The organism is Agrobacterium sp. NPDC058088, from assembly GCF_042885035.1.
Taxonomy (GTDB): domain Bacteria; phylum Pseudomonadota; class Alphaproteobacteria; order Rhizobiales; family Rhizobiaceae; genus Agrobacterium.
Genome location: NZ_JBHVSU010000002.1, coordinates 419,429 through 434,378 on the forward strand (window position 1 = coordinate 419,429; position 14,950 = coordinate 434,378).

General features: G+C 61.1%; 19 protein-coding genes and 1 riboswitch. Of the genes, 12 read left to right on the forward strand and 7 right to left on the reverse strand.

Features of this window, described 5'->3' with window-relative positions; all coding sequences use genetic code 11:
• The first annotated feature begins 67 nt into the window (after positions 1–67).
• A complete protein-coding gene (locus tag ACFVTJ_RS07330) occupies positions 68–2,431 on the forward strand; it encodes a methyl-accepting chemotaxis protein (RefSeq protein ID WP_386906891.1) in 2,364 nt (787 codons plus the stop codon).
• A 74-nt stretch (positions 2,432–2,505) separates the two neighbouring features.
• Here ACFVTJ_RS07330 and ACFVTJ_RS07335 read toward each other — a convergent pair whose 3' ends face one another.
• A complete protein-coding gene (locus ACFVTJ_RS07335; protein WP_386905963.1) occupies positions 2,506–3,393 on the reverse strand; it encodes a LysR family transcriptional regulator in 888 nt (295 codons plus the stop codon).
• Between the two features lie 57 nt (positions 3,394–3,450).
• Between ACFVTJ_RS07335 and ACFVTJ_RS07340 the strand changes: the two genes are divergently transcribed.
• On the forward strand, positions 3,451–4,032 hold the full coding sequence (locus ACFVTJ_RS07340; protein WP_386906893.1) for a GNAT family N-acetyltransferase: 582 nt from the start codon (positions 3,451–3,453) through the stop codon (positions 4,030–4,032).
• Between the two features lie 53 nt (positions 4,033–4,085).
• Here ACFVTJ_RS07340 and ACFVTJ_RS07345 read toward each other — a convergent pair whose 3' ends face one another.
• Complete coding sequence (locus ACFVTJ_RS07345) at positions 4,086–4,430, reverse strand: hypothetical protein (protein WP_386905965.1); 345 nt, start codon at positions 4,428–4,430, stop codon at positions 4,086–4,088.
• 220 nt (positions 4,431–4,650) lie between these two features.
• On the opposite strand from ACFVTJ_RS07345, the gene ACFVTJ_RS07350 reads away from it, so the two are divergent.
• Both ACFVTJ_RS07350 and ACFVTJ_RS07355 read left to right on the forward strand, forming a co-directional pair.
• A complete protein-coding gene (locus ACFVTJ_RS07350; protein WP_386905967.1) occupies positions 4,651–5,253 on the forward strand; it encodes a superoxide dismutase in 603 nt (200 codons plus the stop codon).
• A gap of 257 nt (positions 5,254–5,510) precedes the next feature.
• Complete coding sequence (locus tag ACFVTJ_RS07355; RefSeq protein ID WP_386905969.1) at positions 5,511–6,356, forward strand: metallophosphoesterase; 846 nt, start codon at positions 5,511–5,513, stop codon at positions 6,354–6,356.
• On the opposite strand, the gene ACFVTJ_RS07360 is transcribed toward ACFVTJ_RS07355, so the two are convergent.
• A complete protein-coding gene (locus ACFVTJ_RS07360) occupies positions 6,345–7,055 on the reverse strand; it encodes a helix-turn-helix transcriptional regulator (protein WP_386905971.1) in 711 nt (236 codons plus the stop codon). The two genes, ACFVTJ_RS07355 and ACFVTJ_RS07360, sit on opposite strands and share 12 nt — an antisense overlap.
• A gap of 133 nt (positions 7,056–7,188) precedes the next feature.
• Here ACFVTJ_RS07360 and ACFVTJ_RS07365 point away from each other — a divergent pair, with 133 nt between their 5' ends.
• The 6 genes from ACFVTJ_RS07365 to ACFVTJ_RS07390 all read left to right on the forward strand — a co-directional run bounded on the left by ACFVTJ_RS07365 (position 7,189) and on the right by ACFVTJ_RS07390 (position 11,284).
• The gene (locus tag ACFVTJ_RS07365) at positions 7,189–7,833 is read left to right on the forward strand and encodes a LysE family translocator (RefSeq protein ID WP_386905973.1); all 645 of its coding nucleotides are present in this window, start codon (positions 7,189–7,191) and stop codon (positions 7,831–7,833) included.
• Positions 7,834–8,035: 202 nt separating this feature from the next.
• Positions 8,036–8,470 (forward strand): c-type cytochrome, encoded by a 435-nt coding sequence (locus ACFVTJ_RS07370; RefSeq protein WP_386905975.1) that lies wholly within the window; start codon positions 8,036–8,038, stop codon positions 8,468–8,470.
• An 87-nt stretch (positions 8,471–8,557) separates the two neighbouring features.
• A complete protein-coding gene (locus ACFVTJ_RS07375) occupies positions 8,558–9,478 on the forward strand; it encodes a c-type cytochrome (protein ID WP_386905976.1) in 921 nt (306 codons plus the stop codon).
• Between the two features lie 187 nt (positions 9,479–9,665).
• Positions 9,666–9,893, forward strand: a riboswitch (cobalamin riboswitch).
• Positions 9,894–10,053: 160 nt separating this feature from the next.
• Positions 10,054–10,236: a CbtB-domain containing protein gene (locus tag ACFVTJ_RS07380; protein ID WP_386905978.1), complete on the forward strand. Its 183-nt coding sequence runs from the start codon at positions 10,054–10,056 to the stop codon at positions 10,234–10,236.
• Positions 10,237–10,247: 11 nt separating this feature from the next.
• Entirely contained in the window at positions 10,248–10,958 is a 711-nt protein-coding gene (locus ACFVTJ_RS07385) for a CbtA family protein (RefSeq protein ID WP_386905980.1), read from the forward strand.
• A 5-nt stretch (positions 10,959–10,963) separates the two neighbouring features.
• Positions 10,964–11,284: a hypothetical protein gene (locus ACFVTJ_RS07390; protein WP_386905982.1), complete on the forward strand. Its 321-nt coding sequence runs from the start codon at positions 10,964–10,966 to the stop codon at positions 11,282–11,284.
• A gap of 96 nt (positions 11,285–11,380) precedes the next feature.
• Here ACFVTJ_RS07390 and ACFVTJ_RS07395 read toward each other — a convergent pair whose 3' ends face one another.
• The 4 genes from ACFVTJ_RS07395 to ACFVTJ_RS07410 form a co-directional block, all read right to left on the reverse strand.
• Positions 11,381–11,947, reverse strand: a complete 567-nt coding sequence (locus ACFVTJ_RS07395; RefSeq protein ID WP_386905984.1) for a type 1 glutamine amidotransferase family protein — start codon at positions 11,945–11,947, stop codon at positions 11,381–11,383.
• 21 nt (positions 11,948–11,968) lie between these two features.
• Positions 11,969–12,457 (reverse strand): GNAT family N-acetyltransferase, encoded by a 489-nt coding sequence (locus tag ACFVTJ_RS07400; protein ID WP_077982725.1) that lies wholly within the window; start codon positions 12,455–12,457, stop codon positions 11,969–11,971.
• Between the two features lie 203 nt (positions 12,458–12,660).
• Positions 12,661–13,074 carry a helix-turn-helix domain-containing protein gene (locus tag ACFVTJ_RS07405; RefSeq protein ID WP_010971227.1) on the reverse strand — a complete coding sequence of 138 codons (414 nt, stop codon included), beginning with the start codon at positions 13,072–13,074 and terminating at the stop codon, positions 12,661–12,663.
• 60 nt (positions 13,075–13,134) lie between these two features.
• Positions 13,135–13,482, reverse strand: a complete 348-nt coding sequence (locus tag ACFVTJ_RS07410) for a hypothetical protein (protein ID WP_386905987.1) — start codon at positions 13,480–13,482, stop codon at positions 13,135–13,137.
• A gap of 129 nt (positions 13,483–13,611) precedes the next feature.
• Between ACFVTJ_RS07410 and dmeR the strand changes: the two genes are divergently transcribed.
• Together dmeR and dmeF are read left to right on the forward strand one after the other, a co-directional pair.
• Positions 13,612–13,884, forward strand: a complete 273-nt coding sequence (dmeR, locus tag ACFVTJ_RS07415; protein ID WP_006312183.1) for a Ni(II)/Co(II)-sensing transcriptional repressor DmeR — start codon at positions 13,612–13,614, stop codon at positions 13,882–13,884.
• Between the two features lie 73 nt (positions 13,885–13,957).
• Positions 13,958–14,947 (forward strand): CDF family Co(II)/Ni(II) efflux transporter DmeF, encoded by a 990-nt coding sequence (dmeF, locus tag ACFVTJ_RS07420; protein ID WP_386905989.1) that lies wholly within the window; start codon positions 13,958–13,960, stop codon positions 14,945–14,947.
• Positions 14,948–14,950: the final 3 nt, after the last annotated feature.

The window sequence follows — 14,950 nt, forward strand, 5'->3', positions numbered from 1 at the left end:
GGAATTTAATGTAATTTTATACAACTGACCTGTAGCCTGCGGCATCTTCATTTTCGGCTAGCGGGGGCTGCCTGATGTCTTCAGCATTCGTAATATTCTTATTGGTTTTTTCCTCACCATCAGTCTTGCACTTGCCGGTTTGGTCGGCACGCAATCGTGGCGTTCGGTCAATCGCGCCACGGCCTTTTCGGAGGTCGCGCAGCTCGTCTCGCTGGACAAGCTTCTTTTCAACGCCCTCCTGAATTTCCGCAGCGAACGCGGCGACAGCGCCACGGCTCTGACGCTCGATCCATCGAAGTCGGCAGGCAGTATCGCCAGTGTTGCGGCCGCACGCCAGAAAGTGGATGCGGCCATGACGGCATTCCTTGCGCAGTCTTCGTCGCTTGAAGATGCCAAGGTGCAAGGGCCGCTCAAGCGGGTGACGGATGTCTACGCGCAGTTCGTCGAGCTTCGGAAGAAGGTTGACGCCAATGTCTCGCAGCCGCTCGACCGGCGCGAAAGCGGGCTCGACAAGACCGTCATGACGCTTGGCGGCGATTTCCTCGCCTCGCTGGAAGCCGGCTCTACGGCGCTGGAAGGCGCGGTCCGTTCTCTCGATCAGGGCCAGACGGGCCTCATCCAGCTGCGTTCCTACAGCTGGTCCGCCCGCGCGCTTGGTGGCAGCGCCACCGTCATTCTCAATGGTGCCATGGCGCAGAACCGGCCATTGACCGCGCCGGAAATGCAGCAGCTCGGCGCATTTGATGCCGGCGCGGCTTTCGCGTGGAAGGCAACGGGTGATCTCGTTGCGCATGAATCGACGCCGCAATCGCTCAGGGACATTTATGCGGCTGCCGACAAGAGCTACTTCAAGGGCGATTTCAACACCCAGCGCGCCAAGCTCATCGATGACCTGAACAATGGTCGCACACCGGCCTTCACCATGGACAGCTGGCGCACCACCGTCACCGAAAATCTCGGCACGATCGCCAAGATCGCCTCCGCCGCCATGGACGTCCTCGATGCCAATGCCGCAAAGGCAAAGCAGGGTGCCTTTATCGATGCGGTGATCTATCTGGCCGTCTTCGTCGCCACACTCGCGCTCTGCATTGTCTCGCTCGCCGTCATCGTCGGCCGCGTCACCCGACCGATTACCCGCCTGACCAACGCGATGATGGAGCTTTCGGGTGGCAATCTCGCAATCGATGTCGCCGGCGCAAAACGCGGCGACGAGATCGGTGAAATGGCCCGCGCCGTGGAAGTCTTCCGTGAGGCCGCCATCCGCAACCGGCAGCTGGAGGCGGACGCGGTCGCAAACCGGGAGCAGGCCGAGCGGGACCGCATCGAAATGCAGCAGCGCGCCGAGGCCGAGGCCGAAGAACGGCTCAACCAGGCCACGGGTTCGCTGGCGGGCGGTCTTCGCCGCCTTGCCTCAGGCGATATGCTCTGTGAGATCGCCACGCCCTTTGCGCCGCAATTCGAGGCGCTGCGGCACGATTTCAACAGCTCAGTGCATCAGCTGCGCGAAGCGCTGACCAGCGTCGGCCAGTCCGTACAGACGGTGAATGGCGGCGCTCACGAGGTGTCGTCCGCATCCGACGATCTTTCCCGCCGCACCGAGCAGCAGGCCGCTTCCCTGGAAGAGACCGCCGCCGCGCTGGAAGAGATCACCGCCAACGTCTCCGCCACCTCCAAGCGGGCCAGCGAGGCACGCGACACGGTGCGGGAAGCAAGGACAAAAGCCGATCTTTCCGGCAAGGTGGTGCGCGATGCCGTCTCCGCCATGGAACGCATCGAACACTCCTCGCGCCAGATCGGCCAGATCATCGGCGTCATCGATGAAATCGCCTTCCAGACCAACCTCTTGGCGCTGAATGCAGGCGTCGAGGCGGCCCGTGCGGGCGATGCCGGCAAGGGCTTTGCCGTCGTCGCGCAGGAAGTGCGTGAACTGGCGCAGCGCTCCGCCAATGCCGCCAAGGAAATCAAGCAGCTCATCAATACGTCAGCCGTGGCAGTGGGCGAGGGTGTGAAGCTGGTGGCCGATACCGGCGTCGGGCTTTCCGAGATCGAGCAGCTGGTGCTTTCCGTTAACAGCCATATGGACGCCATCGCGACCGCAGCACAGGAGCAGTCGGCGGGCCTTTCCGAGGTCAACACCGCCGTCAACCACATGGATCAGGCCACGCAGCAGAATGCCGCCATGGTCGAGGAAATGAATGCGGCCGGCGCCGGCCTCGCGCAGGAATGCGCCAATCTCCAGGCACTGCTGGCGCAGTTCCAGCTGGGTCAGCAGGCCTCCGCCTTGCGGGAGACGGCGCGGCAGATGCAGCGCGCTGCAAATCCGGTCCACGCGCCCGCCGCACCGGTTACTTCCTCCCCCAAAGCCCGCCCGGTTGCCGCCCGTGGCAATGCGGCGCTGGCCGTGAAGGGTGAAGACTGGACTGAGTTCTGAGAGCGGGGCTGTCTCAGCTCCGTCATGACGGAAGAAAAGTATCTTGAAGCCCGCGCCGGAAACCGGCGCGGGCTTCATCTTTCCTTCACATCCGGCAGTGCTGCGGCAAGCGCCCGCAGCGGTGCAGACATATGTTTGTCGCGCCGCATCGCCAGCGCGATCCGGCGTTCGAGTGGCGGTTCAAGCGAGCGCCATTCAAGCCCTGACGCCGCGCTTTCCTGCTCCATGGCCATGCGCGGCACGATGGCAAGGCCAAGGCCTGCGCCGGCGAGCTTCTTGATAGCCTCGACGCTGCCCAGTTCCATGGCGGGCTGCACGCTGCGGCCGCTCACTGAGAACCACTGATCCACCAGCCGGCGCGTATTGCCGCCCTCGTAAAGCAGCAGTGGCAGCATCGAAAGCGTTTCAGCGTTCAGTACCGGTGTGTCAGTGACGAAGCCCTGTGGGAAAACCGCGACCATCTCGTCGAGATGGATTTCGCTGATTTCGAGGCTTCGGCCGGTGGCGGGCAGGGCCACCACCGCCGCGTCGATTGTGTTGGCCTCCAGAAGCCGGAGGATATCGTGGGTATTGCCGGTCTGCACGACGATATCGATGCCCGGCATCGCCTTTCGGATGCGGCCGAGGACCGGCGGCAGCAGATAGGTGCAGGCGGTGGCTCCCGTTCCGATGCGCAGGCTTCCGGTTGACCCGCTGCGGTGCGGCGCGACCGTCTCGATCGCATGCGCGACCTCTTCGCAGATGCGCCTTGCATGGATGAGAAAATCCCGCCCCGCCGCCGTTGGCTGCGCGCGCCTGCCGACCCGTTCGATCAGCCGTACACCCAGCTGCTTTTCCAGAAGCCTTATATGCAGGCTCACAGCCGGTTGCGTCAGTCCTGCTTTATCGGCGGCGGCGGAAAAACTGCCGAGATCGGCCACATCCATGAAACTGCGCATCTGCCGCAGATCGAGGTCCATCATCAAAGAAAGCCTTATCGTTTGTATAAGATAGATAATCTTTATTTTGGCTACGCCGCAATGCACAATGACGGCATGAATGATCCGCAGGACAAGAGAATGACCCTTTCCACTATTTCCAGCCTTTTGATCCGCCCCTGCGAGGAGGCGGATATACCAGCCATTACCGAGATTTACCGGGACGCCGTTTTACATGGCCGCGCCAGCTTTGAGATCGATCCGCCAACGGCGGAAACGATGGCCGAGCGCCGCCGTCTTCTGGTGGAGGGCAATTTCCCCTATCTCGTCGCTGAGCGTCACGGCAAGGTAGCCGGATATGCCTATGCCGGCGCCTATCGCGCCCGCCCGGCCTATGGCGCGACGGTTGAGAATTCCGTTTACATCGATCCTTCGATGAAAGGCATGGGTATTGGCCGCAAGCTGCTTGACGCGCTCCTCAAGGAGGCAACCGCGCGCGGCTTCCGGCAGATGATCGCCGTCATCGGCGACAGCGCCAATGCGGCTTCAGTCGGCGTGCATCGCGCAGCCGGGTTCGAGCATGTGGGCACCTTCAAATCCATCGGCTGGAAACACGGTCAATGGCTGGATACGGTACTGATGCAGCGCGCGCTGGGCGAGGGCGACACCACGCCGCGTTTCTGACACGTCAGAGCGGGACGACGAAACATGCAACTTGTCCCGCTCTCCCTATAAAATCAGGGCTTGGTGGAGCCGGGGATTTCCACCTTCAGCGTATCCCCTGCTAGCTCGCTGCCCAGTTCCACGGCCTTGGTCTTCTTGTCGTAGACGCAGATATGGCTAACCGTCGCGTCCGCGCCCTTTGCCTTGCCCGTCAGAATAGCGAGACCGTAATTTTCGCTGCCGACAGGATCGACCACCGCCTTGGCATCCTCGATCATATCTTTCGCTCCGGCAAGGCAGGCCGTCTGCACATCCGCCAAGAATTCCTTCCAGGCATCGTCCGACGATGCGGCGGCCGGCAGGGCCATTAAGGAGAGAGCTGCGGTAAGGATAGAGGAGCGGATCAGAGGGCGGGTCATGGAATTTCCTTCCTGCAATATCATCGAAATCGAACCGATAAGGTGGAAAACGGTACGCCAGGGTTGTGAAACAAATGTGGTGGCGACCGGCTCTAGACGAATTTTCTCTTTTGTCGGAACATTTTGATATTTCACAGGTTGCCCAAACAGAGCTTCGCTCCTATGGTCCGCTCACACGGTTTCGAGGAGCGGTAACCCGCTGCAAAAAGGAGTAAAAACCATGGCCTTCGAACTTCCTGAACTCCCCTACGACTACGACGCGCTTGCACCTTACATGTCGCGCGAGACGCTCGAGTTCCACCACGACAAGCACCACAAGGCTTACGTCGACAACGGCAACAAGCTGGCTGCCGAAGCCGGTCTTTCCGACCTGTCGCTCGAAGAAGTCGTGAAGAAGTCCTTTGGCACCAATGCCGGTCTCTTCAACAACGCTGCCCAGCACTACAACCACGTTCATTTCTGGAAGTGGCTGAAGAAGGACGGCGGCGGCAACAAGCTGCCCGGCAAGCTGGAACAGGCATTCGCCTCTGATCTCGGCGGTTACGACAAGTTCAAGGCTGATTTCATCGCTGCCGGCACCACGCAGTTCGGCTCCGGCTGGGCCTGGGTTTCCGTCAAGGACGGTAAGCTCGAAATCTCCAAGACCCCCAACGGTGAAAACCCGCTGGTTCACGGCGCAGAGCCGATCCTAGGCGTCGACGTGTGGGAGCATTCCTACTACATCGACTATCGCAACCTGCGTCCGAAGTACCTCGAAGCCTTCGTTGATAACCTCATCAACTGGGACTACGTCCTGGAGCGTTACGAAGCCGCTTCCAAGTAAGGTTTTGGGAAAGCGTGTTTGCTGATCAAAGCAGCCTCCTTTCTCGCAACGTCATCCTCGGCCTTGTGCCGAGGATCCGCGGATGTTTCCTGAAACGCGACGTCAGCAAATGCCCGGGACAAGCCCGAGCATGACGACCACAGGTTAACGCTACCCTTGATTTAACACCCGGCCGTGATGCCGGGTGTTTTGCTTTTGTGGCCTTGGTTTTCAGCTTGTCACAAGCCTGTCATCCGCCGGGTTTATCGCGGCGCATCATGACTGAAAAAACCACACCTCTCTTCTCCTTCGGCATTGTCGCCGATCCCCAATATGCCGATGCCGATCCGCGGCCCGAGATGGGCCGTTATTATCGCGAGAGCCCGAAAAAGCTTGCGGACGCGATCGACGCCTTCAACCGCGAGGACTTGGCCTTTGTGGTGACGCTGGGCGATATCATCGACCGCGGCTTTGAAAATTTCGATGCGATCCTCAGCGTCTACGATAAGCTCCGTCACCGCTCGATCTTGCTGCCGGGCAATCACGATTTCGCCGTTTCCCCCGAGCATCTTTCGACCATCCACGCTCGCCTTGGCATGCAAGCTCCTTGGCATGATTTTGCCATCGGCGACGTTCGCTTCGTGGTTCTTGACGGCAACGAGGTCAGCCTCTTCGCCCCGCCGCCCGGCGATCCGCGCCGCGCGCTTGCGGCAGACCGTCTGCAGCGTCTTGCGGATGCCGACGCGCTCAATGCGCAGGACTGGAACGCCTCGCTCGGCGACGAACAGTTCGCATGGCTTCAGTCCGTTCTGCAAAAGGCGGATGCGGCGGGCGAAAAAGTGATCGTGCTGTGCCACTATCCCGTCTATCCGGAAAACGCTCACAACATGTGGGACGCGCCGCGCATTCTCGAACTGCTCGGCTCGCACCCCTCGGTCGTCGCCTGGTTCAACGGCCACAATCATGAGGGGAATTATGGCGTGCGGGGCACCACCCACTTCGTCAATTTCAAGGGCATGGTCGATACGCCCGACCAGAACACCTTCGCCATATCAGATGTCTTCGCCGACCGCATCGTCATCCGCGGTTTCGGACGCGAGGAGGATCGCCTTTTACGGCTGTGAGTGGGGGATGGTCGGCTGGCTGTTCTGCCAGCCGCTTATCCACAATTGCCGCAACCGCTCACCTTCCATCTTGAAGAAGCTGCCGGTCGCCGCGCAGTCCAGCACCCGGTCCGAACGGAAATTGCGGATGGCCTGCCGCAATTCACACCAGGCGACGATATTCACCGTCTCGGAATAGTAGATCACCGCAATCGGCCGGATTAGCCGCTGCGTTTCCACGCCGCTTTCGTCGCGATAGGTAATGCCCAGCCGCTCCTCGTCGCGTACCGCCCGCCGCACCATTGCAAGATCGACGCCAGCGGGAGAGGGCGCGACGCTGCCCCAGGCGTGCAAGGCATTGGCCGACAGGGTCTTCGACAGGGGTTCGGGCAGGGATGCGGCGATCTTGTCGCTTGCCTTTTTCGCTGCCTGCCGCAATTCGGTATCGCCGGTGCGGGCGACCATGGCGAGCGCAAGCACGATTGCCTCCGTCTCCTCGATGGAGAACATCAGCGGCGGCAGATTGAAGCCGGGGCGCATAATGTAACCGACGCCGCGCTCGCCTTCGATCGGCACCCGCATCGTCTGGAGCGCGGCGATATCGCGATAGACCGAGCGCACGGTCACCTCCAGCGCCTCGGCAATGGACTGCGCAGTAACCGGCCTGCGCGCAATCCTCATGATCTGGATGATCTCGAACAGTCTCGACGCCTTGCGCATAATCCACATTTCCATGTGATGGTCGACACAACTGACACAACGCTGTCAGTTGGCACTTTTTATAAGCGGAAAAACACATTGAGAAACAAACGCTTTCCCGAATGTACCATCATCTGCTTTGAGGGATACTGACATGAATTATGCTGAAAATCTCTGGCTTTTCTTCCTGCTCCTGTTTGGCATCATCATCTTACCGGGTATGGACATGATGTTTGTACTGGCAAGCGCGCTGACTGGCGGCAGGAAAACGGGGCTTTCCGCGGCAAGCGGCATGAGCGCCGGCGGCATCGTGCATTCGCTTTACGGCGCAGCCGGCGTCGGCCTGCTTGCCACCTGGCTGCCATCGCTGTTCCTGCCGCTTCTCATCGGTGGGGCTGCCTATATGGTCTGGATCGGCATCGGCCTGATGCGCAGCGCCATCACCGTCAATGGCGATGAGGCGCAGGCTACCGCCTCTTCCAGAAAGGCATTCTGGAGGGCGGTGATAACCTGCCTTTCCAACCCCAAAGCCTATCTCTTCATGATGGCGGTCTATCCGCAATTCATCAAACCCGGCTTCGGGCCGATTTGGATGCAGGGGCTGGTGATGGGTGCCATGGTGGCCGTGACGCAGTTCGCCGTTTATGGAACCGTGGCCCTGACGGCCGACAGAAGCCGGGCCTGGCTCATCTCGTCGCCCGCTGCCACCATTTTCATCGGCCGCGCCGCAGGCTTTCTGCTGATTGCCGCTGCGCTCATGACCTTTTGGGAGGCATTTTCCTGGAGCGTGGGCGAATGATTGAGGGATGCCCCTCAATTTCAGCCAGCCGTCAGATCCGCACCGTAGAGCCAACCGTGACCCTGCATCCAGGCCGCGTCTAGACTTCTGTTTTTGTGGTGAAATTCACCGCAATGTGACTTCTTTTCGCCATCCGGAAAGGGCATCCTCGCCCCGTTCTATCTAGCGCCCGGTGTTCCCGCCGGAATCAAGGAGAGTGTGCATGAAACTCAAAACCATCACGGCGGCCATGCTGTTCGGCTGTCTTTGCGCCGGAGCGGTCTACGCTGCCGGCGAAGTCGAAAAACGCGAAGGCATGATGAAGCAGATCGGCGGCTCCATGGGGGCGCTCGCCGCCATCTCCAAGGGCGAAAAACCCTTTGACGCTGCCGCCGTCAAGGCAGCCGTGACGACCATCAGCACCAATGCCAAGGCTTTCCCGGACCAGTTCCCCGCCGGCTCGGAAACCGGTAGCGCCGCTGCGCCCGCCATCTGGGAAAACTTCGCGGACTTCAAGGCCAAGGCCGAGAAGCTCGGCGCGGATGCGGACACGGTTCTCGCCAATCTCCCAACCGATCAGGCTGGCGTCGCCACCGCCATGAAGACCCTCGGCGCCGATTGCGGCACCTGTCATCAGACCTATCGTCTGAAGAAGTAATCGAAGCACTTTGGAAACGCCGCTTCCCGGCGGCGTTTTTCCGACCGAAAGACATCTGACCGGGTCAGGTGAGAATGGGGAGAGGGCATGTCCTCCATCTGGACGAAACTCGTGGGCGGGGCCGTTGTCGCGGCCATTGCGGGCTACGGCATATTCACCTGGGTTACCGCCCCTCAGCGGCAGGCGCCAAGCCATTGGGTAAGCCTCGGCGAACCGGATCTGGCCAATGGCGAAACGCTGTTCTGGGCGGGCGGCTGCGCAAGCTGCCATGCCGCACCCGATGCCAAGGGCGAGGGGATGCTGACGCTTTCCGGCGGACAGGCGCTGAAAAGCCCCTTCGGCACCTTTCATGTTCCCAATATTTCCTCCGATCCGCAACATGGCATAGGCGGCTGGACCCTGGCTGAATTCGGCGATGCGATGACGCGGGGTGTGGGCAAGAACGGCGAACATCTCTACCCGTCCTTTCCCTATGCCTCCTATGCGCGCATGACGCAGAAGGACATCAACGACCTCTTCGGTTATCTGAGAACCCTGCCGGCCAGCCAGAACGACGCGCCGGACCATGATCTGCCGTTCCCCTTCAACCTGCGCATGGCGCTGGGCGGCTGGAAGTTCCTCTATTTCGATCCCTCCGCACCGCCGCGCGTCGAACTTGCCAACGCCAATGCTGAATTGCTGCGCGGCCAATATCTGGTGGAAGGGCCGGGCCATTGCGGCGAATGCCACACGCCGCGCGATGCGCTGGGCGGCTTCCTTGCTAGTCAGTGGCTGGCCGGTGGTCCCAATCCGGAAGGCGAGGGCCGCATTCCTGATATCACCCCCGGCTCGCAGAGCATTGGAAGCTGGACGAAGGCCGATATTGCCGGCTACCTCGAAACCGGCTTCACCCCTGACTTCGACAGCGCCGGCGGCTCCATGGTCAAGGTCCAGCAGAACATGGCGCATCTGACCGCCGAAGACCGAGATGCGATTGCCGCCTATCTGAAGGCGATACCGGCGCGGTAAAAAGGCTTGCTGGCGCCCGCCATGCACCTCACGTCGTGCTCGGGCCTGTCCCGAGCATCCACAACTGATGGATTTGACGCTACGTGGCTGGATTCTCGCGACAAGCCCGAGAATCACGGAAGAGGGCCGTAAAGCCCTGTGCGTTCAAAGCAAACGCGGCCACCATTGACTCCCGCTCTCGCCCGGCGGATAACAACCTTGTGATGGTTCCTTCCGGGCGTTCCGGAAGGTGAAAAGGGAACACGATAGGGAAACATCCTCATTCGTGGCTGCCCCCGCAACTGTGAGCGGAGAGCCTGAAACGAAATGCCACTGGCAAGCCATCTCGCCCCATTCAAGGCGAGGGCGATGCCGGGAAGGTGTTTCAGGTTTTGACCCGTAAGCCAGGAGACCTGCCATCACGGAAATATCCATGCCGGCGGGGTGTCCGGAAGAGCGGAATTTCAGGGTGGCGGGATCAATGCCGCCCTGTGTCAGTCTCGTATCCCCGTGGTGAAGTATATCGCATGCGGTCTCGCGGCTTCTGCCGCCCGGCCGCGTCCAAAGGCGCGGGGTCGCGCCGGAGAGGGGTCACCATGTCCATTAATCAGAATACGGCCAATGCCGCCGCGTCTGCAAAAACAGCGAGCTTCGCGCAATCGCTCACCGCGATCGTGCTCGGCCTGTTCGTCGTCGGTTTTGTCGGCTTTTCCCATGTGGAAGCCGTTCACAATGCCGCGCACGACACGCGCCATGCCAATGCCTTCCCCTGCCATTGAGGGGAAGTAGCATGTCGTCTTTCCGAAATATCGTTTTTACCGCCGTGCTCGTCGGCATTGTCGGCGGTTTCGCTGTCTCGGCCATGCAGGCTGTCGGCACCACGCCGCTCATCCTTCAGGCGGAAACTTTTGAAAGCGCCGGCGAAGCACCCCACAGCCATGATGCGCCTGCGCCGGGCGCTGCGGCTTCCGCCCACGAGCACAATGAAGAGGCCTGGGCGCCGGCCGATGGTTTCGAGCGTACCGCCTACACCGTCGCCGCCAATGTGCTGACCGCCATCGGGTACGCGCTGGTGCTGACCGGCCTCATTTCGCTGCGCGGCACCAATGCTGGCTGGCGCGAGGGTCTTCTGTGGGGTGTTGCCGGTTTTGCCGCCGTGATGCTCGCCCCCATGATCGGCCTGCCGCCGGAACTGCCGGGCAGCCCGGCCGCCGCGCTTGAGGCACGGCAGATCTGGTGGCTCTCGACGGTTGCCGCAACCGCGGGCGGCATTGCGCTGATCGCATTCCGCCGCGAGCCATGGGCCATCGTTCTGGCGCTGGTGCTGATCGTCGCGCCGCATGTGGTGGGCGCGCCCCTACCGCCGGAAGGCGAACATGCGCTGGCGCCGCTGCCGCTGGAACGCCAGTTCATCGTTGCCGCCACAGTCACCAGCTTCGTTTTCTGGGCGCTTCTCGGCACGCTGAGCGCGTTTTTCCTGAAGCGCTTCCAGCAGGCCTGAAAACCATGCAAGACGCAGCGGAATGGAGTGACGAACTCGATGCGCTGCGTTTTGCCGTTCCCGGCCACGGCGCGCCTTGCGCCGTACACCGGCTTGCCTTCAAGGCCGTGCTGGGGCCGAGTCCCGCGGGGCAGGCGGCTCTTGCCTTTTTCCACGACAATAAAGCAGCCTTTTTGCTGGCGGCATTTGCCAAGATAAAACGTGCAAATTTACCCGCCGGCCGCAGTCTGCATTTGAACAGCCGCGATATTCGCCGTGCGATTGCCGGGGAGGACGAGGAGCCCGTGGCGCGCGTGTGCCGGGTGCTTGATCGGGGTGATGGGTGAGGGTGCCAGGACGTTCGTATTTTGCACCACCTCATTCCTGTGACAAGCACAGGAATGAGGTGGGGGCTTAGGCGACCTGTAATATCAGCGTCCGCCTTACCGATGCTCCGCCGCAAAAACCTGAAGTTCCGCCTCGGCTTCCGGACCAAAGAGGCCAAGGCTTTTCAGAATTTCCACAGCAAAACTCACCGGCGCGCTGCCGGGTGCGGTGATGATGCCGCCATCGCTGACCGCTTTCGGCTGGTCGCGATAAAGACCATCGCCACGATAGGCCGGATAGCCCTTGTGTGAGGCGAGCGAATTGCCGGTATGGGCAACATCGTTCAGAGCACCCGTGCCCGCCAGCGCGCTAGCGGCTGCACAGATACCGGCCACCAGCCGGTCCTTTTCGCGAAAGCGCTGCACCAGCCCGCCAAGTTCGACAGCCGTTCCCTTTTCCCAGCTGAGACCGCCGGGAATGACGAGCGCATCGAAGTCAACGGGATCGAGCGCATCATAGGGTGTATCCGGCGTCACCTTCAGCCCGCCCATCGACGTTACCGGCCGCCCGTCCGGGGTCGCATAAACGATCTCGACGCCGAGATAGCTGCGTGCCGCCGCAGCGAGCAGCGCCGGTTCCCAGTCCGCAAAATCCTGTGCGAGCGCAATGGCGATCCGTGTCATGGCCGTCTCCGTGGTTTTTAATCAGGCGATGGACTGCATGTAGCGCATACCGGTAACCGGACGCGGCGCGAAATCCATGTTTTCGTAGAAACGATGCGCCGCGACATTACCGGTCGTGGCGCTGACGGAAAGATAGTCGCAGCCGAGGCGCTTGGCGATATCGCGGGCGCGGGATACCAGATGCTGGCCGGTGCCATGGCCGCGATGACCGTCACGCACGAAGAGATGATGCAGCTCAAGCCCGCGCCGGCCTTCCTGCGCCCTGTAGAGCGGCAGAAGCAGGGCGTAACCGATCAGCGCGCCATCGGCTTCGGCGACGAGACCATGCACCCAGGGCAGGGCGCCGAACAGGTCGCGCTCAAGCTTCGCCGGCGTGATCGCCGCCGCATCGCCATGGTAGGAGGCAAGCAGCGTGATCATCTCGTTGAGCTCGGGCAAATCCGTCTTGCGCGCGCCGCGAATGATGACGACGGGCGGTCTTTCCAATGTGAGGGAGCTATCTTCGGTCATTTCTTCGGTCCTTTGGTCTTATCGGTGCCGTCAGGACGTTTGAAAACAACAAAGCCGCCTGACGGCGGCTTGTTGACAATATGATCTGTCGAGCCGCCCTTAAAGGAAGGCCCAAAAGTACGAGCAGGAGATGGGTGCGCGTTCGTTGATCATGAGAGATGCAATGCGCCCGAATCCGTCATCTGTCAAGCTCGGTTTTCGGCTCAATGCTCGCCTTCGCACATGCCATGGTTGGAAAGCGCGCGGATGACATAACAATCCTCGATCGAATGGCCGTGGCAATGGGAGACGATGCGTTCCAGCTCGTGTTCCAGCTTTTTCAGGCTGGCAATCTTCTCGCGCACATGGGCAAGATGCTCGGCGGCGATGCGATCAGCACCCTCGCAGGGCATCTGCCGGTGCTGGCTGAGCGCGAGCAGCTCACGGATGGCCTCGATGTTCAGGCCGAGATCGCGCGCATGGCGGATGAAGGCCAGCCTTTCGAGGTCGGATTTTTCGTAACGGCGCTGGTTGCCATCCGAACGATCCGCCTCGCGGATGAGGCCCATCTGCTCGTAATAGCGGATCGTCGGTACCTTGACGCCGGTGCGTTTCGACAGTTCACCGATGGACAGCATGGCTTTCTCCATATCTCCAGTCTCTAGAGATATGGCTTTTCCGTCCCCGGTTCAATGGCCTTAAGCGGCGTCGTTGACGCCAAGCGCCTGGGCTAATGCCTTCAGAATCTGCGATTCGAGGCTTGCCATATCCGGCGGGGCGGAAGCGGCCACCTCAGCATTGGCGCCAGTGGGGGCGGAAGCGCCGCTGTCCATGTTCCAGAGAGCAGCAGCCAGGCTCGCGGAGGCCCCGGCCAGCGGAGCGACGGTGGTGGCGACATTGCCTGCCACCGAAATGGCGCGATGGGCCGCCCGCGTGAGCTCCTGCAGAGCCTCGGTGGTAGACTGGCTTTCCCGGTTATGCGCAGGCGCGATGCCGCGGACGGGAGAGGCGAAATTGATGCTGCTGGTTGCTGCGATAGTCGTCATGACCGTGAGTCCCCTAGTTCTGATGGAGCATTTTTAAGGTCCGAAACATTCCCGAAGATTGCGTCATGCACGCCTTGCGCAAAAAATAACAGCAATATACTATACCCCCCTATAGTATATGAGGTGCTCATGTCCCATACGATCCGCAACAAGGACAAGCTGCTTGCCCGCATCCGCCGCCTGAAAGGGCAGATGGAGGCGGTGGAGCGTGCGCTTGATGATGCCAAGCCCTGCGGCGAGGTCCTGCAATTGCTCGCTTCGGTGCGCGGCGCGCTTTCAGGCCTGACGGGAGAGGTGATGCAGGAGCATCTGCACGAACATGTCGTGCATGCTGAAAATGAAGATGAGCGGGCGCGGGCGGCGGAAGAGCTGGCCCAGGTGCTGAAGACGTACATCCGGTGAATCAGCGCATGCCGGCGGAATGAAGAAAGGCCGGCAGAGTTCAAGGACCGGTTGAGTTGAGAGGATTAGCGACATGACGACGACTTCCGAACCTTTCGCCACGGCGGAGCACCACCATATTTATCTCGGCCAGAATCATGAGCGCAATGAAAGGCGCGTCTGGATGGTCATCGCATTGACCACCGTCATGATGGTGGCGGAGATCGTCGCCGGACACTGGTTCGGCTCCATGGCGCTGACGGCGGACGGATGGCATATGTCCACCCATGCGGGCGCGATGCTGATTTCGGCGCTCGCTTATCTCTATGCAAGGCGCGAGGCGCGCAATCCGCGCTTCAGCTTCGGTACCGGCAAGTTCGGCGATCTCGCCGGTTTTGCCAGCGCTGTCGTGCTTGCGGTCGTGGCGCTGCTGATTGCCGTCGAAAGCGGCATGCGCCTCATCAGCCCTGTCGAAATCGATTTCAACCAGGCGATTCTCGTCGCCGTCATCGGTCTGGCGGTCAATCTCGTCAGCGCCCTGCTGTTGAAGGATGACCATCACCACGATCATGGACACGGACACGGGCATGGCCACGCCCACGGTTCACATGCCCATCACGATCACGGTTCGCATGCGGAGCATGGTGCAAAGGGCGGGCGGGACAATAATCTGCGCGCCGCCTATCTGCATGTGCTGGCGGATGCGCTGACCTCGGTCCTTGCCATCGTCGCGCTGCTGCTCGGAAAGTGGAACGGCTGGAACTTTCTCGACCCGTTGATGGGAATCGTCGGCGGTCTCGTCATCGCCCGCTGGTCATGGGGGCTCATTCGCTCCACGGCAACGACGCTTGTCGATGCGGTGCCGCTGGCGGACGACCTGCCGCAGGAAATCCGTGAAACCGTGGAAACGGAAGAAGACCGCATCACCGACCTGCATGTATGGCAGGTAGGTCCCGGCCACCATGCGGCCATCGTGGCGATCCATTCGCAGGCGCCGAAAGCGCCGGCCTTTTATAAGCAGAAACTTGCCGCCATACATGAACTGTCGCATGTGACGGTGGAGGTCAGCCCGGCAAGTGCCTGATGG